General features: G+C 44.0%; 17 protein-coding genes. 16 read left to right on the forward strand and 1 reads right to left on the reverse strand.

What is annotated here, in order from left to right:
* Positions 1-3 precede the first annotated feature (3 nt).
* From RS889_RS09000 to fliT, 10 genes are all read left to right on the forward strand, one after another.
* On the forward strand, positions 4-759 hold the full coding sequence (locus tag RS889_RS09000; protein WP_315710343.1) for a flagellar basal body rod protein FlgF: 756 nt from the start codon (positions 4-6) through the stop codon (positions 757-759).
* A gap of 23 nt (positions 760-782) precedes the next feature.
* Positions 783-1,565 (forward strand): flagellar basal-body rod protein FlgG, encoded by a 783-nt coding sequence (gene flgG, locus RS889_RS09005; protein ID WP_315710344.1) that lies wholly within the window; start codon positions 783-785, stop codon positions 1,563-1,565.
* A gap of 101 nt (positions 1,566-1,666) precedes the next feature.
* On the forward strand, positions 1,667-2,338 hold the full coding sequence (locus RS889_RS09010) for a flagellar basal body L-ring protein FlgH (protein WP_315710959.1): 672 nt from the start codon (positions 1,667-1,669) through the stop codon (positions 2,336-2,338).
* 10 nt (positions 2,339-2,348) lie between these two features.
* On the forward strand, positions 2,349-3,458 hold the full coding sequence (locus tag RS889_RS09015) for a flagellar basal body P-ring protein FlgI (protein ID WP_315710345.1): 1,110 nt from the start codon (positions 2,349-2,351) through the stop codon (positions 3,456-3,458).
* Between the two features lie 2 nt (positions 3,459-3,460).
* Entirely contained in the window at positions 3,461-4,423 is a 963-nt protein-coding gene (gene flgJ, locus RS889_RS09020; RefSeq protein ID WP_315710347.1) for a flagellar assembly peptidoglycan hydrolase FlgJ, read from the forward strand.
* Between the two features lie 96 nt (positions 4,424-4,519).
* The gene (gene flgK, locus RS889_RS09025; protein WP_315710349.1) at positions 4,520-6,175 is read left to right on the forward strand and encodes a flagellar hook-associated protein FlgK; all 1,656 of its coding nucleotides are present in this window, start codon (positions 4,520-4,522) and stop codon (positions 6,173-6,175) included.
* 64 nt (positions 6,176-6,239) lie between these two features.
* Positions 6,240-7,211: a flagellar hook-associated protein FlgL gene (gene flgL, locus RS889_RS09030; RefSeq protein ID WP_315710351.1), complete on the forward strand. Its 972-nt coding sequence runs from the start codon at positions 6,240-6,242 to the stop codon at positions 7,209-7,211.
* A gap of 312 nt (positions 7,212-7,523) precedes the next feature.
* Complete coding sequence (fliD, locus tag RS889_RS09035) at positions 7,524-8,996, forward strand: flagellar filament capping protein FliD (protein WP_315710353.1); 1,473 nt, start codon at positions 7,524-7,526, stop codon at positions 8,994-8,996.
* A 10-nt stretch (positions 8,997-9,006) separates the two neighbouring features.
* On the forward strand, positions 9,007-9,417 hold the full coding sequence (fliS, locus tag RS889_RS09040) for a flagellar export chaperone FliS (protein ID WP_425475121.1): 411 nt from the start codon (positions 9,007-9,009) through the stop codon (positions 9,415-9,417).
* A gap of 128 nt (positions 9,418-9,545) precedes the next feature.
* Complete coding sequence (gene fliT, locus RS889_RS09045; protein ID WP_315710354.1) at positions 9,546-9,926, forward strand: flagellar protein FliT; 381 nt, start codon at positions 9,546-9,548, stop codon at positions 9,924-9,926.
* A gap of 346 nt (positions 9,927-10,272) precedes the next feature.
* On the opposite strand, the gene fliE is transcribed toward fliT, so the two are convergent.
* On the reverse strand, positions 10,273-10,587 hold the full coding sequence (gene fliE / locus RS889_RS09050; RefSeq protein ID WP_315710355.1) for a flagellar hook-basal body complex protein FliE: 315 nt from the start codon (positions 10,585-10,587) through the stop codon (positions 10,273-10,275).
* Between the two features lie 243 nt (positions 10,588-10,830).
* Between fliE and fliF the strand changes: the two genes are divergently transcribed.
* From fliF to RS889_RS09080, 6 genes are all read left to right on the forward strand, one after another.
* A complete protein-coding gene (gene fliF / locus RS889_RS09055; RefSeq protein WP_315710357.1) occupies positions 10,831-12,546 on the forward strand; it encodes a flagellar basal-body MS-ring/collar protein FliF in 1,716 nt (571 codons plus the stop codon).
* On the forward strand, positions 12,543-13,535 hold the full coding sequence (gene fliG / locus RS889_RS09060) for a flagellar motor switch protein FliG (protein ID WP_315710359.1): 993 nt from the start codon (positions 12,543-12,545) through the stop codon (positions 13,533-13,535). The genes fliF and fliG overlap by 4 nt, the downstream gene beginning before the upstream one ends.
* On the forward strand, positions 13,528-14,226 hold the full coding sequence (gene fliH / locus RS889_RS09065; protein WP_315710361.1) for a flagellar assembly protein FliH: 699 nt from the start codon (positions 13,528-13,530) through the stop codon (positions 14,224-14,226). The genes fliG and fliH overlap by 8 nt, the downstream gene beginning before the upstream one ends.
* Positions 14,226-15,590, forward strand: coding sequence for a flagellar protein export ATPase FliI (gene fliI / locus RS889_RS09070; RefSeq protein ID WP_315710363.1), 1,365 nt, complete (start codon positions 14,226-14,228; stop codon positions 15,588-15,590). Before fliH ends, fliI begins: the two co-directional genes overlap by 1 nt.
* A gap of 166 nt (positions 15,591-15,756) precedes the next feature.
* Complete coding sequence (fliJ, locus tag RS889_RS09075) at positions 15,757-16,203, forward strand: flagellar export protein FliJ (protein WP_315710365.1); 447 nt, start codon at positions 15,757-15,759, stop codon at positions 16,201-16,203.
* Positions 16,200-17,708: a flagellar hook-length control protein FliK gene (locus tag RS889_RS09080; protein ID WP_315710366.1), complete on the forward strand. Its 1,509-nt coding sequence runs from the start codon at positions 16,200-16,202 to the stop codon at positions 17,706-17,708. The genes fliJ and RS889_RS09080 overlap by 4 nt, the downstream gene beginning before the upstream one ends.
* Positions 17,709-17,845 lie beyond the last annotated feature (137 nt).

Consider the following 17,845-nt stretch of genomic DNA (forward strand, 5'->3'; position numbering starts at 1 on the left):
GATATGGATCATGCCATCTACACCGCGATGGGCGCGGCAAGTCAAACGTTGGATCAGCAAGCGGTAATAGCCAACAATCTGGCAAATTCATCTACTCCTGGTTTTCGTGCGCAACTGAATGCGATGCGAGCCGTACCGATTGATGGACCTTCAATGCCAACTCGTACCCTTGTTGTCGCATCAACACCAGGTGCTGATATGACGCAAGGTCCATTGAATTACACCTCCCGTCCTTTGGATGTCGCTGTCCAAGAGCAAGGATGGTTGACTGTACAGTTACCAAACGGCGAAGAGGCCTATACACGAAATGGTTCCATTCAAGTCGATGCGACGGGGCAGCTAACCATTGAGGGATACCCGGTGGTTGGTAATGGTGGACCTCTTACCGTACCGGTTCAGGCCAGTATAACGATTGCTGCGGATGGAACCGTCTCTTCTCTGGGTGATGGCGATGCACCTAACACGGTGGGGCCGGTTGGACGATTGAAATTGGTCAAAGATGCAACCAATCAGTTGGTTCGTGGTGATGATGGTTTGTTCCATGTGAGTCCTCAGGTTGCCCAGCAGACTGGTAATGCGTTACCCGCCGATGAAACGGTACAAGTCATGCCTGGGGTTCTTGAAGGCAGTAATGTGAACACGGTGGAAACTTTGGTGGATATGATTGGTAGCGCACGTCGGTTTGAAATGCAGATGAAAGTTATCACGAATATTGACCAAAACGCTGAAAGTGCCAACAAGCTGTTGTCTGTCAGTTAATTTACTTTTTTAGGAGTGAATATATGATTCGTTCACTTTGGATTGCAAAAACCGGGCTTGATGCCCAGCAAACCAATATGGATGTAATATCCAACAATCTGGCAAACGTCAGCACTAATGGTTTTAAACGTCAGCGAGCTGTGTTTGAGGATCTATTGTATCAAACGGTGCGTCAGCCGGGGGCTCAGTCCTCTGAACAAACTACACTGCCTTCCGGATTACAGCTAGGTACCGGGGTTCGTCCGGTATCTACTGAGCGATTACATAGTCAAGGTAATCTGGAACAGACGGAAAATACCAAGGATATTGCTATTAATGGTCAGGGTTTTTTCCAGGTTCAGCTTCCTGATGGCACTACTGCTTATACCCGCGATGGCTCATTCCAGCTTGATGCTAATGGGCAGTTGGTAACCTCCAGTGGCTATCCTGTGCAGCCAGCTATAACTATTCCCAGCACTGCATTGACGATAACCGTTGCCCGTGATGGTGTGGTGAGCGCCACGTTACAGGGGCAGACAGCGGCAAGTCAGGTAGGACAGCTCACTTTAAGTACCTTTATCAATCCAGCCGGTTTGCAAAGTATGGGTGAAAACCTGTATCAGGAAACAGAAAGCTCCGGTTCTCCAACAGAATCTACTCCTGGTCAGAATGGCGCTGGGGTTCTTTATCAAGGTTATGTTGAAACGTCTAACGTTAATGTTGCGGAAGAATTGGTAAGTATGATCCAGGTACAGCGAGCATATGAAATAAATAGCAAGGCCGTATCGACATCTGATGCCATGTTGCAGCGTCTTACACAAATTTAAGAACGCATAAGATTGTGTTAACTAAAAAAGAAAAAACAGTGAGTGATATGTATCGTGATGACGGGAAAAAACGCTTTTTATGGAATCATCGTATCTACAAGATGCTGTTGCTTTCTATAGCGGTTTCGTTATCTGGATGTGCATATATACCGCATAAATCGCTGGTAGAGGGGGGGACTAGTGCTGAGCCTGCACCAGCGACGTCATATATAGCAAATGGGGCTATTTTTCAGGCAGTACAGCCGATGAACTATGGTTATCAGCCATTGTTTGAAGATCGGCGTCCCAGAAATGTGGGTGATATATTAACCATTACACTTCAGGAAAACGTCAGCGCAAGCAAAAGCTCAACGGCTAATGCTTCTCGAGATGGTTCAGCAACCGCGACGATGACGACTGCACCACGTATGCTTCAAGGGTTGTTTGGAAATGCGAGGGCCGATCTTGATGCTTCTGGTGCCAATGATTTTAAAGGCTCTGGCGGTGCAACTGCTACCAATACTTTTACCGGGACAATTACCGTCACAGTAAAAGATGTACTAAGCAATGGTAACTTGAAAGTTATTGGTGAAAAGCAGATTGCTATCAATCAAGGGACTGAATATATACGTTTTTCCGGTGTTGTAAATCCACGAACAATTACGGGGACCAACTCCGTGGTATCGACACAGGTTGCTGATGCCAGGATTGAATATGTAGGTAAGGGTTATATTAATGAAGCACAGGAAATGGGGTGGTTACAACGCTTTTTCCTGAATGTGGCGCCATTTTAAGAGGTTTATCATGCAGGTCCGTAGCCTTGTTTTTTTATTTATCACGCTATTGTTGACGTTGGTTTCATCAGCGTCAGCTGTACGGTTACGCGACCTGGTCGACATTCAGGGGGTGCGTGATAACCCGCTTATTGGATATGGTCTGGTGGTCGGACTTGATGGTACAGGCGATCAAACCACACAAACACCATTCACAACCCAGAGTTTGACTAACATGCTTTCGCAATTGGGGATTACTGTGCCCAGCGGAACGAATATGCAGTTGAAAAATGTGGCTGCTGTAATGGTTACAGCGAATTATCCTGCCTTTGCTCGTGCAGGCCAAAAAATAGATGTGGTGGTTTCTTCCCTCGGTTCTGCCAAAAGTCTGAGGGGCGGTACATTACTGATGACTCCATTAAAAGGCGTGGATAATCAGGTTTATGCGCTTGCTCAGGGGAATTTACTGGTTGGTGGGGCTGGTGCTTCGTCAGGGGGAAGCCAGGTTCAGGTAAACCAGTTATCGGGTGGGCGAATTAATGGTGGGGCATTCATTGAGCGTGAGCTTCCCAATACGTTCGGAAGCAGTAATCACATTATACTGCAATTGAAGCAGGAAAATTTTAGTCTCGCACAACGAATCAGTGACGCTGTCAATCAAAGAAACAGTATAGGAACTGCCAGAGCGCTTGACGCTCGTACTGTACAAATCACACTTCCGCCAAATAATACTCAGCAGGTTCGTTTCCTGGCCCAGATTGAAGATATTAATATTGATGCTGGTGAGATGGATGCCAAGATTATTATTAATTCACGCACGGGGTCTGTTGTTATGAATCGTAACGTTATTCTGGATTCATGCGCTGTAGCCCAAGGCAATCTGTCAGTGGTGGTGAACAATCAGCAAAACGTCAGTCAACCTAACACGCCTTTAGCGGGCGGTCAGACGACGGTGACACAACAAACACAGATTGATGTGAGGCAGGAAGGTGGTTCGCTTCAACGGGTAAATGCCGGGACTAATCTGAATAGTGTTATACGTGCACTGAATTCACTTGGTGCGAAACCCATGGATCTAATGTCCATTATTCAAGCTATGCACAGTGCAGGATGTATAAAGGCTGACGTGGAGATAATCTGATAATGCGGCTTGATAATTCATCTGAGCAAGCGTCAGCAGCATATGACGTACAATCTTTAAACAAACTTCGTAACGAAGTGGCCAAGAGTAATGATCCTGAAGGGTTGAAGAAAGTCGCGCATCAGGTGGAGAGTTTGTTTGTTAATATGATGTTGAAAAGTATGCGTTCTGCGTTGCCCCAGGATGGATTATTTAATAGCGATCAGACACGTCTATATACAAGCATGTATGACCAACAGATAGCTCAGGATATATCTGCCAAGGGATTGGGGCTGGCAGATATGATGGTCAAACAGCTTGGCAAGAATTATAAAGAACAGCCTGATAGTAATGCCGGAAATACGCCAATGCCTTTGAAACGCGATGACTTTATATCATCAGCTCTTTCTCCCGCACTTGTGGGTGAATTCTTACGTCGATCCAATCCGGATTCGCAGGAACGCGAATTACCTCAGTTGCCTCCGACATCGGAAAGCTTCACTGATCGGCTGTCTGTCCCATCAATGATTGCCAGTTTAAAAACGGGTATTCCCCATCATCTCATCATGGCCCAGGCGGCGCTGGAGTCTGGTTGGGGACGACGAGAGATAATGACGAACGACGGTAAGCCTAGCCATAACTTGTTTGGTGTAAAAGCCGGTAATAACTGGGATGGGAAGGTTGCAGATGTGCTGACCACAGAGTTTGAAAACGGCAAAGCCTATAAGGTAAAAGAAAAATTCCGTGTATATGATTCTTATCTTGAGTCAATTAGTGACTACATTTCACTTTTGACTAATAACTCTCGATACAAAGAAGTCGTTAACGCCAATACTGCAGAAGATGCTGCATATGCACTACAGCGGGCTGGGTATGCAACCGATCCCCGGTATGGAGACAAACTTGTTCAGATTATCGGTCAAATAAAAAACACTACACAAAAAGCAGCTAAAGCCTACACCCATGATATAAGTGGTTTATTTTAAGGAATTATAAATTTCCATTGAGATGGCTCTAAAGTTTGATCTGACACCGCCGATATAAAGGTAGATGCCATTGCTGGGTAATAAAAAGGAAACTTCATGTCCAGTTCTTTGATTAACATAGCGTCTTCCGGGCTTAAAGCTGCGCAAGTGGCGCTCAGTACGACGTCAAATAATATCAGTAACGTTTACACCGATGGTTACAACAAGCAAAGTGTTTCTTTGTCTCAAAGTAGTGGTGTAACTACAAGTTACGGAACTGTTGGCAATGGTGTGACTTTAGTTTCCATTGATCGCGCTTATGACTCATTAGTCACAAGTCAGCTTCGTTCAGCGTCTAGTAGCTATGCGGCAACTGATTCTTACTATAATCAAATTTCTCAGGTCGATGAATTATTGTCGGACAGTGATAATAGTCTCTCAACATTAATGTCATCTTTTTTTGATTCATTGGAAGCATTGAGCGAAAACGCAAGTGATACTGCTGCGCGTCAGACTGTAATAAGTAGCGCCCAAAGTATGGTGAATCAGTTTTCTAGTGCAGATCAGTATTTGCGGGATATGGATAGCTCAATTAATCAGGAACTGACAACCAGCGTATCTGAAATTAATGACTACACCCAGCAGATTGCTAATTTAAACGAGAAAATTGCCCAGTTAGGTAGTGCTTCCAGTTCGGCGAACTCATTGCTGGATCAGCGGGATCAGTTGATCAGTGAATTAAACAATATTGTTGGTGTTACAGTAACAACGCAAGACAGCATGGTTAGTGTCAGCTTATCTAATGGGCTGACACTCGTTCAGGGTAATACGTCCTACGAGTTGGCTGCTGTTGCTTCAGATGACGATCCGACAAGAGTAACGATTGCATATGATAATGGTATTGGTGACCCAATCCAGTTGGACGAAGATACATTGACTGGTGGCAGTGTAGGTGGTCTTCTATCGTTTCGCTCTGATACGTTAGACAGCGCTCGTAGTCAATTAGGGGTTATTGCTCTATCTCTTGCTGACAGTTTTAATACGCAGCATAAACAAGGTGTTGATTTGAATGGTGATGCAGGGACTGACTTTTTTAGCGTTGCTTCGCCAGATATTGTGAGCAACAGTAAGAATTCGGGAACGGCCGTTCTATCTGCCAGTTATACTGATACTTCTGCAGTTCAGGCCAGTGATTATACGCTGACATACGCTAGTGGCGCGTGGGCTGTAACCAAGGTTTCTGATGGTTCAAGTATCAGCTATACCTCAGGTACAGACGGAAGTGGTAATACAACGCTGAGCTTTGACGGTGTAGAAATCACAGTATCAGGTAGTGCTAGTGAAGGTGATAAGTTTACGTTAAATACTGTGAGCAACGCTATTGCTGGTTTATCGGTGGAAATTACTGATCCAGGGTTAATTGCTGCAGGTATGAATGATACAGATACTGGTGAAAGTGATAACCGGAATGCATCAGCTTTATTAGCACTTCAGGATGGTAATTTAATTAATGGCACCTCAACATTTAATGATGCCTATGCTGCTCTCGTCAGCGATATTGGTGTTAAAACCAGTGGTGCTGAAACTAATAATACAACGCAGGAAAGTATAGTTACACAGTTAACAGAAAAGCAGCAATCGATTTCAGGTGTGAATCTTGAGGAAGAGTATGTCGACCTTCAACGGTATCAGCAATACTATACGGCAAATGCCAAAATACTAAGTACTGCTAATACTATTTTTGATTCACTTTTATCGGCTGTTGGTAGCTAATGATATTCTATCAGTTAAGATCAGTCATTAAGTTACTATATGAATTGAATTAAGGGCGGTGGCTATGCGTCTCAGTACAACAACAATATATCAACAGAATCTGTCGAGTATAACTAACGCTTATTCTAAATATCAGGAATCAGCGCTTCAGTTGTCATCTGGTAAACGAGTTAATACGCCGTCTGATGATCCTATTGCAGCTTCACAAGCGGTGATATTGTCACAAACACAAGCTTCCAGTAGTCAATATGCAACTTCTCGAGATAGTGCAACGAATAATTTGTCACTGGAAACTACCGTATTAGATCAGGTCACTGATGTCATACAAAATGTTCAAACGCTGGTCATAAAAGCAGGTAATACAACATATAGCGATGCTGATCGTCAGTCGCTTGCGACAGAATTACAAGGTTATAAAGACCAATTATTGTCATTAGCTAATACTACGGACAGTAATGGTAATTATATATTTGCAGGATATCAGACTGAGACCGAACCTTTTGTAATGGATAGTAGTGGTAACGTGACTTACGCAGGTGGCAGCGTTGCAATTAGCCAGAAAGTAGACTCCAGCCGAACAATGACTACTGGTGATACAGGTAGTGATGTATTTATGAGCTTAGCCGCAGGTTATAAAACAGAGCCTGATGGTTCTACCAGTGAGAGTAATGTATTTAACACGATTGATACTGCATTAGAAGCTTTGGATATATCCCTGGACAATGCAGGTAGTGATACAACAATTACTGATAATTATACAGCGTTACTAGACAAAGCCAACCGTGGTATGAGCAACTCATTAGATAATGTGCTTACAGTCCAAGCTTCAGTGGGTAGTAAACTAAATGAGTTGAATACGCTGGATAGTATTGGTGATAGCAAGGATATTCTTATGAGTGATAGAATGAGTGATCTTGTTGATGCTGATATATATGAAACATATTCTGAATATAGTCTGCGGCAAGTGGCACTACAAGCTGCATATGGTGCCTTTTCTTCACTGAAAGATTTATCCCTTTTTACTATGAATGGTTAACTATCTGACTTTTATTATAAGAGTTTTTAAATACGCTTAAACCGGGCGTATTTTTTAGGCGTTATCACTTGTTTTTAATGGCAAGTGATACGCCAATTTTTTATTTTAGGATACTCTCTATCTCTTGATAATTTTACGCTATTATAATGCTAAGTGCGCTTGTGCCAGGCTCTTCAGGGAAAGGATGAACGCAATATTTTGACTGTATCGTCATTAGTGTCTCTGGTTTTTTTGTTAGGCAGTGTAAACTTTTAAATAGCGCGGTCGATAATACCAGTGACGGATGATCAATCTCAACATGGGGCAAAATAGATGACAACAACAACTGCGAGTAGCACCTCTACTTCGGGATTAATATCTTCACTTGGTGTGGGATCTGGTTTGGATCTAAGTTCTCTTCTTGATTCTCTGCAAGAAGTAGAAGATCAAAAGCTTACAGCGATAACAACTAAACAAACAAGCTATGAGGCTAAAATAACGGCATATGGTACGTTGCAAAGTGCCTTGGAAACGTATGCGACGGCCACTGAAGCGTTAACTGACAGTTCCTTATACACCGTAAGGAAGACTTCTACCAATACCGCGTTTACTAGCACTGCCACATCCAGTGCAGCAACGGGTAGTTATAGTATAGATGTGACGCAGCTGGCAAAGGCTCAAACTCTTGCAAGCGGCACGCAGAGTAGTAAAACGACAGAGCTTGGTACCACTGGCTTAAGCGACAGAACATTAACAATACAGGTTGGGAGTGGTACTGCTGTTGATATCAGCTTGACGGATGATCAGACCACGCTTGCCGGTATCGCGAGTGCAATCAATTCTGCTGGCGCAGGCGTTACTGCCAGTATTGTCCAGTCTGGTGATAGTAGTTACCAGTTAACAATAACTTCTGATACTACCGGTTCTTCATCGACCATGACTATCAGTAGTAATGATAGTGCATTGAATGACATTTTGGGTTACGACAGCAGTACAAGTACTGGAGCGATGACAGAAACTGTTACCGCACAGAATGCGAAGTTGACTGCTAATGGTATTTCAATTGAACGTAGTAGTAACACGATTACTGATGTGCCTGCTGAGGGGATAACCTTAACCTTAAGTGCCGTATCAACATCCTCAGAAAACCTGGTGGTCAGCAAGAGCATCACAGATACGGTAAGCGCAATCAGTGATTGGGTTGATGCTTACAACACGCTCCTTACATCTTTTTCTACATTAAGTGCTTATACTTCGGTTAGTGCGGGGGAAAGCCAATCCGATGATAATGGTGCGCTTGTCGGTGATTCAGTTCTGCGCTCAGTCAAGACTCAACTCAAATCTTTGTTAAGTCATGCTCAAAGCAGCGATACTTATAAAGTCATTTCCGAGCTTGGTATTTCTCTTGGCGCTAGTAGTACTGATAGTACAACCGGTCAGACTATTACTGGTAAATTGACGCTTGACGATGAAACATTGATCAATGCGTTGACGGAAAACAGTTCAGCTGTCAGTGATTTTTTTGTCGGTGATGGTAAAAGCACTGGGTTAGCGACGGAGATGCTTTCAACTGTCAACAGTTTCACCGAAGACGATGGAATAATCTCTAGTGCTGAAGACAGCGTTCAGACTCTAGTTGATAAGCTATCTAAGCAATATACAAGCGTGCAAAGTAGCATTGACTCGACAATGGCTCGTTATAAAGCGCAATTTGTTCAGTTAGACGTATTGGTATCAGAGCTTAACTCTACAAGTGATTATTTAACGTCAGCGTTCGATCAATTGTCTAGTTCAAGCAGCAGTTGAGGAAATAGTAATGGCCATAATGTATGGTTCTCAGGCTTATGCACAAGTAGGGTTGGAAAGCGGAGTTATGAGTGCTAGTCCTCATAAACTGATCACCATGTTGTTTGATGGCGCACTTAGTGCTCTTGTCCGTGCGGATATCTACATGGAACAAAGGGATACTGTTGGTAAAGGTAATGCGATTACCAAAGCAGTCCGGATTATAGATAGTGGTCTTTTAGCATCATTGGATATGGAGAAGGGAGGCGAAATCAGCGCTAATCTTGCCCAACTTTATGATTATATGATCAGGCAACTTTTACATGCTAATCTGCATAATGATCGCCATGTTCTACAGAATATCACTGAATTATTGCGCGGAATTGCTGATTCTTGGAAACAGATAGATCAGGAAAACATCAGCGCTGTTGGAAAAGTGTAGTTTTTATTATTAAAGTTAATTTGTGTATGCTGTGTGGGTATCAGATCGGTTTTTTCATAAGGCATAGCATTCACCTTTAAAAATTATAAAAATTTGAATACAATCGATGTTATGTAATTCAGGAAACTATGATGGACGTCAGCAAATCAATTTTAACTTGCTATCAACAAATTCTTACGCTTAGTAATCGTATGCTGGCGCTTGCAGAACAGGCTGATTGGGTAAGGCTTATTGAGCTTGAGCAGGAATATGTGAGTACTGTTAGTAAACTACCTGTGGTGACTGAAAAATCACCGATCAATATTACTGCATTTGAGCAACAACAGGTAAAAGATTGTTTACAAAAGATATTGGACAATGAAAGTACGATAAGCCAATTACTGCAAGTAAGAATGAATGAATTGAAAGGGTTGATTAGTCAATCTACGCGGCAAAAGTCAGTTAATGCAGAGTATCATAAATTTGCTGATAATAAATCTATGTTACCTGGTGGTGGAAGCAGTAAATGATATTGTTGTTATCCATTTGTTTGTAAGGTGTCATCTGTTTCTTATGATTTTACTTATATTTTATTTTGACATTCATAACATTATTAAAAATAATTTACTTATCGTGTAATATTAGTGCAATGCGGCGTTTTTATTTATGGCAATAAGACAAGACTAATAGTCTAATTAATTTTTTTGATTCACAAATGATTTTGGTGACGATAATAGGGCTCTCCAAGGAACCCAAAAAAACACATAGGACACCGAAAGATTCTTTAAGTGTTAATCTCTGTAAGAGCACACAAACACATCGAATACTGATTATTTTCTTATTGATTGATTTCCGTCCTTCTTTCGTCCTTCTCCATTATACTGTCATATTCATAATTTCCTGGTAAGCTGAAACAAGTTTATTTCTGACCTGGATACCCATCTGCAGCGAGAGTGATGCTTTTTGAAGATCAATCATGACATCATTCAAGGCAACACCACTTTCGCCAAGATCAAATTTCTGTGCCTGCGTTTTGGATGATTGTTGCTTCTCACTAATCGTGTTAAGTGCTGATTTCATTTCTTCGGCAAATCCGCCGGTTTTGACTGAAGCGTCGGCTTTACTGCCTGTAGCCTGTAGTGCTGTAGCTTGCAGTTGCTGTAATACTGATTCGATACCCTGAATAGCCATAATACATTTTTCCAGAAGGTGAACTATAAACGAAGAGCAACTTTACCAGAAGAATAACAACCCTAAGCCGCTAAATAGCTATAAAAAACCTAGCTAATTCAGCCATAGAATTAGTCCAAGGAAGGAAATAATGTATAGCCCTCATTTAAAGGCGGTGTTTACGTGCAGACGGCCAGTGCTTATCAGGGAGTATATTTTGTCGTTATCAAAAATTATCAAGATGTTAATCAGCAGGAATAATGCATGAGCTCCGTGAAAAGCAGTTCGCCCGCAATGAATATTAGTGGATTCACTGCTGTGCTTAATCGGCTGCGCGCTAATCCGAAAGTCTCCCTATTGGTCGCCGCTGCATTTGCGATCGCTGTCGTGACCGTATTGGCACTCTGGGCTAAAAGTCCTGATTTTAAAGTTCTTTATAGTAATCTGAACGATCGTGATGGTGGTGAAATTGTTAGCCAACTAACGCAGATGAACATCCCCTATCATTTTTCTGACAATGGTGGAGCTTTACTTGTCCCTGCGGATAAAGTTTATGAGACTCGTTTGCGGTTGGCTCAGTTAGGGTTGCCTAAAGGTGGTGCTGTTGGTTTTGAATTACTTGACCAGGAAAAATTTGGTATCAGTCAATTTAGCGAACAGATTAACTACCAGAGAGCACTGGAAGGAGAATTATCGCGAACTATTGAGACGCTTGGCCCAGTTCAGGGCGCACGCGTTCATTTAGCGATGCCTAAGCCGTCACTGTTTGTCCGCGAACAAAAATCACCTTCTGCATCAGTGACGTTAAACCTCCAACCTGGTAGAGCCCTTGATGCAGGGCAGATTAACGCCATCGTCTATATGGTTTCCAGTAGTGTCGCTGGCCTGCCACCTGACAAAGTCACTGTGGTTGATCAAAATGGACACTTGTTAACCCAGCCTGATAGTACCGGTCAAGATCTGAACACGGCGCAACTTAAATATGCCAACGAGGTGGAGGGTCGTTACCAGCGCCGAATCGAAGCAATATTATATCCCATTGTTGGAATGGGTAATGTTCACGCTCAAGTAACGGCACAGATTGATTTTTCTCATCGTGAACAAACCGATGAACAGTATCAACCTAATCAGAAGCCTAATCAGGCTGCTGTTCGATCACAACAGACAAGCCAGAGTGAACAGCTCGGTGGCCGTAATATTGGTGGTGTGCCTGGCGCGTTGTCTAATCAGCCCTCTGCTACGCCTACCGCACCGATAACTACTCAGAACAATACCAATAAACCGGCAACTGGTAATAATGGGCAAACGAATAGCACAAGTGCAAACAATAGTGCGCAGACAGGTACTGGATCTTCGGGGATACAGTCATCGAATAGCCGTAAAGATGAGACGATTAACTATGAAGTCGATCGTACAATCCGGCACACGAAACAGAGTGCCGGTTCAGTGCAGCGTTTGTCAGTGGCTGTTGTAGTTAATAATACCTTAAATGCAGAAGGAAAAAGTGTTGCTTTAAGCGAAGCTCAGATTAAACAGATTGAATCATTGACTCGTGAAGCTATGGGGTATTCTAGTGAACGAGGTGACACGCTGAATGTCGTTAATGCACCCTTTACTGAAACGTCAGAAGGCGGTGGTGAATTACCTTTCTGGCAGAAACAGACATTCTTTGATTTGTTGCTTAACGCGGGCAAATGGCTGCTGGTGCTCATTGTTGCCTGGATACTATGGCGTAAGATAGTACGTCCGCAATTGCAGAAAAAGGTGCAGCAGGAAGCTTTGGTTGCCAGCCTGAGTGGGCAGCAACCTAGCGATATAGATGTTGTTGTTAAGCTTAATAAAGAAGAGCAGGAACAACAGAGAAAATCGCAGCAACGAGTGAGTGCGGAACTGCAAAGTCAGCGTATTAAAGACTTGGCAGAAAATGACCCGCGTGTCGTTGCTCTGGTCATTCGCCAATGGATGAGTAGTGAACTATGAGTCTAACCGGAACTGAAAAAAGCGCCATTTTGTTGATGACTATTGGTGAAGATCGCGCTGCAGAAGTATTTACACATCTTTCTGCACGTGAGGTGCAGCATTTGAGCTCTTCTATGGCAAGTATGAAGCAGGTCTCTAATCAGCAGTTGACTGAGGTTTTAAAGGAGTTTGAAACCGAAGCAGAGCAATATGCAGCATTGAGTGTTAACGCTGGTGATTATTTGCGTTCTGTATTGGTTAAGGCCCTCGGTGAAGAACGTGCATCCAGTTTGCTGGAAGATATTCTTGAAAGCAGAGAAACCACTTCTGGCATGGAAACGCTTAACTTTATGGAGCCACAGCTTGCAGCCGATTTGATTCGAGACGAGCACCCACAGATTATCGCAACCATACTTATCCATTTAAAACGTGCCCAGGCCGCTGATATTCTGGCATTGTTTGATGAACGTTTACGTAATGACATTATGCTGCGTATTGCGACCTTTGGTGGTGTTCAGCCTGCGGCACTGGCTGAGTTGACTGAGGTGTTGAATGGATTGCTTGATGGTCAAAACCTGAAGCGCAGCAAAATGGGTGGTATCCGTACTGCAGCTGAAATTATCAACTTAATGAAAACACAGCAGGAAGAATCGGTTATTGACGCGGTCCGTGAGTTTGATGGTGAGCTGGCACAGAAAATTATTGATGAAATGTTTTTGTTCGAAAACCTTGTGGAGGTCGACGATCGCAGTATCCAGCGTCTGTTGCAAGAAGTGGAATCCGAATCCCTGCTTGTTGCATTGAAAGGTGCTGATGAGGCATTGCGTGATAAGTTCCTGCGGAACATGTCTCAGCGGGCAGCAGAAATCCTGCGTGATGATTTGGCAACACGTGGTCCAGTACGTATGTCTCAGGTGGAAAACGAACAGAAAGCCATCCTGCTTATTGTTCGCCGTCTGGCCGACAGTGGTGAAATGATTATTGGTGGTGGTGAGGATGCGTATGTCTGATCCTGATACCCTGCCATGGCGCCCCTGGAAGCTTAATGATTTGGCCGCTCCGGTGACCGAAGTCTCGGTCGAACCCAGTGCTGAGCTTCCGATTCAGGAGGATGTTACCGGCTCTACAGAATCGGATAACAGTCTGGAGCTATTACGTGAACAAGTACAGCTTCGTGCTCAAGAGATAGGGTTTAAAGAGGGTCAGCAAAAAGGCTACGAGGAAGGCTATAAATCAGGCCTGGAGGCAGGGTCACGACAAGGAGTAGAGGACGTCCAAAAGCAGCAAGAACCCATGATTGCTCAAATGCAGAACATGGTCACCGAGTTTCAGCAGACCCTGGATGCACTTGACAGTGTCATCGCCTCACGGCTCATGCAGTTGGCCCTCACCGCGGCTAAGCAAGTCTTGGGGCAGTCTCCCGTATGTGATGGTACGGCGTTGTTGAACCAGATTCAGCAGTTGATTCAACAAGAGCCGATGTTTAGCGGAAAACCACAATTACGGGTACATCCGTCTGATCTAGAGCGTATTGAGCAACATCTTGGCCCAACATTGGATCTTCATGGTTGGCGTTTATTGGCTGATAACCAATTACATCCTGGCGGTTGCAAGATAAGCGCAGAAGACGGTGATTTGGATGCGAGCATCGCCACGCGCTGGCATGAGCTTTGTCGCTTGGCTGCGCCAGGAGAATTATAGTGACACTTCGACTTTCTCGCTGGCTCTCTTCTCTAGATTCGCTTGAAAAGCGGATTAGTTGTACGCCATCAATTCGTCGATACGGCAGACTTACCCGGGCAACCGGATTAGTGCTGGAAGCGACAGGATTACATTTGCCTCTGGGAGCAACATGCTTCATTGAGCGCCAGAGTGGTCCCGAGGTAGATGAAGTTGAAAGTGAAGTTGTCGGATTTAATGGGCAGAAGCTATTTTTGATGCCACTAGAAGAAGTAGAGGGAATAATACCAGGTGCGCGGGTCTATGCCCGGGCTGGTGTAGAAGGAAACGGACAAGGTAAACAACTTCTTCTTGGCCCGGAATTATTGGGGCGCATTTTGGATGGTGCGGGAAAACCACTCGATGGTTTTCCTTCTCCAGATACTGGGTATAGTGCTCCTTTAAGCTCATCGCCTTTTAACCCGTTACAACGTACATCTATTGATCATGTGCTTGATGTTGGCGTTAGAGCGATAAATTCCTTACTCACTGTAGGTCGCGGGCAACGCATGGGATTGTTCGCCGGCTCTGGTGTGGGTAAGAGTGTATTGTTAGGCATGATGGCCCGTTATACTCAGGCTGATGTGATCGTCGTAGGGTTGATTGGTGAGCGTGGTAGAGAAGTTAAAGACTTTATTGAGAATATTCTCGGGCCTGAAGGTCTTGCTCGCTCTGTGGTCGTCGCCGCACCTGCTGATGTATCCCCCCTGCTTCGTATGCAGGGAGCCGCTTATGCGACACGTATTGCTGAAGATTTTCGTGACAGAGGCCACCATGTTTTGCTGATCATGGATTCACTAACACGTTATGCGATGGCTCAGCGTGAGATTGCGCTAGCGATTGGGGAACCTCCAGCCACAAAAGGTTACCCGCCTTCTGTCTTCGCAAAACTTCCGGCATTAGTCGAGCGGGCAGGAAATGGTATCCATGGTGGCGGTTCAATTACTGCATTTTATACGGTATTAACTGAAGGTGATGATCCGCAGGACCCTATTGCCGATTCAGCACGTGCTATTTTGGATGGACATATTGTATTGTCGCGGCAGCTTGCTGAAGCAGGTCATTATCCGGCGATTGATATAGAAGCATCGATCAGTCGTGTAATGACAGATCTCATTGACGAACGGCATTACGCAAAAGTAAGGCAATTTAAGCAGTTATTTTCATCTTATCAACGAAATAAAGATTTGATAAACGTAGGTGCCTATGCAGCCGGCAGTGATCCCCAACTGGATCGTGCAATAAAGTTCTACCCACATCTCGAGACATTTTTACAACAAGGTATGTTTGAGCGTTGTAATTACGATAATGCGCTTCAGCAACTTAGTGAACTTTTCCCAGATTAGTCAGTATGAGAGATAGACATGGCATATATACCCAATAGATTTCGAGTTATAGAAAAGCGGTAAGGATGGGGATCTCGATGGGCTCACTCAGGTGAGTGGTTCGGGTGACAAATCTGTAAGTTAAAAGATGACGGGTATACTCTGTCATCAGATTAAAAGAGGCATTATGAAAAATGATTCATCATTGAATAAGCTTCGGGAACTAGCTAAACAGGAAGTTGATGATGCCGCCTCTTTACTCGGAAAAGTTCGGCAATCACATACACAGGCGCAACAGCAATTAGATATGTTACTTGACTATGAAAATGACTATCGTATGCAGCTACAGCAAAGTATGGGAAGCGGTATTGATTCAGCTAACTGGCACAACTACCAACAATTCATAAAAACATTAGAGTTGGCAATAGAACAGCATCACAAGCAGTTGACCATATGGAATCAACGTCTTGAGCAGGCAGTGATAACATGGCAACTAAAGCAGCAGCGGTTGAATGCATTTGAAACATTAAAAGAACGTGCAGCACAAGAATCACTACTTCGGGAAAATCGTCAGGATCAAAAACTGATGGATGAGTTAGCACAACGCGCATCATTGAGGAAATCAAATCCATGAATTTATCTACCGTTACTGCCATTACATCGACTGATAATGTTCGCGTTGACTCAAATATATCTAATAGTAGCAGTCAGTCCGACGATATTTCTCAGAGTGGAAGCTTTGACCAGTTATTATCTTCTCATCTCAGCGATGAGAAAAGCAGCACTAGCCAGAGTAAAGTCTCCGATCAGCAGGCTAGCGCTCCCGCTACTCAGGAGCAGTCGCAGCCTGCAAAGCAGACTGTCGGAGAAAAAACGGTTTCATCGACAGAGAAAAATGTTAAACAGTCAGCTGCACAGACGGGAGATACTTCTGCGGATACAGTATCAGAGAGTACCGCGAATACTGCTTCGCAATTATCGTTGAACGCGCTCTTGCTGCAATCTCATGCGTCACATAGCAAATCAGCGACGGGAAAAGGTGCAGCATCAGCAGAAAAAACCGATAAGGATTCAGCTAATAGTGATATCAGTGCGTTGTCTACAACCAAGGCAGATATGACGATGACTGATGATGCCAGTACCGTCAGTAGTGATCCAAATGCAGTAAATAATGCAACATTAGCTATCATGGCAATGCTCAGAGAGGATATTCCTCAGCAAATACAGGATGTTTCGGTACAGACTACAACAGCCTCAGCTTCAGATACCGCGAGTAATGTTTCGACGTCTCTGCTAACTGTTGTTCAGTTGAATAGCAAAGCAGCAAAAGCAACCCTTGATTCGCTTAAAGAACAGGAAGGCAAACTCTCGGACGGAAGTAGCACATCACTCAAAACTGATACGGTTAGTGATGTTTCTGAAACGGCTTTTCCCAAGATAAATACGAAAGGCAGTGCTACCGTGTTAAAACATGACGCCATAGAGAAAACGACGGTGTCAAAGGATATTCAAGGTCGCGTCCAGCAAGGTAGTGATGGTGCGATTCTTTCCTCTTCCCTTAATACTGTAAAAGAGACGAGTACTACCACCAGTTCTACTGGTAACTCAACGGCAACAAATACGCTCATTTCAAATATACAGCAGGCGACGAATGGTGGTTCGACTACAGCCACTGCTGCATCGACATCCGCCGTATTAAATGCACAGGTTGGTACAGATGCGTGGCAGCAGGCACTCAGCCAGCAGATTGTAATGTTTGCTCGTAATAATCAACAAAGTGTTGAGCTACGTTTGCATCCACAAGAGTTGGGGACAATTCAGGTAAGTATGACTCTGGATGATAACCAGGCGCAGATTCACCTGGCATCTGCACACGGGCAAGTCCGAGCGGCGCTGGAGGCGGCATTGCCGCATTTGAAAACAGCGCTATCAGATAGTGGCATTACATTAAATCAAAGTAGCATCGGAAGTGAGGCGTATACCGGGTCGGGCTGGCAGCAAAATGGCCAAAGTAGTGGGGAATCCTCATCTACGCAGCGATATGCAAGCTCTGCCGAATCTACTCGCGAAGTTCTGGATGTGCCGCCTGTTCTGCAGCGCATGGCATCATCTATAAATGGTGTTGATACTTTTGCATGAAGCAAACCAATAAGCTGGCGTGATTTTCCCCGTCTATTCATCCTATTGATGAAATAAATAGACGGGATAATCACTTTATATGGTGCAGTTGTTCGTGCTGCATTAAACACCAATGTGTAAAGGAATTATTTCAGGTT

The sequence above is a fragment of the Brenneria uluponensis genome (assembly GCF_032395385.1).
GTDB classification, from domain to species: domain Bacteria; phylum Pseudomonadota; class Gammaproteobacteria; order Enterobacterales; family Enterobacteriaceae; genus Prodigiosinella; species Prodigiosinella aquatilis.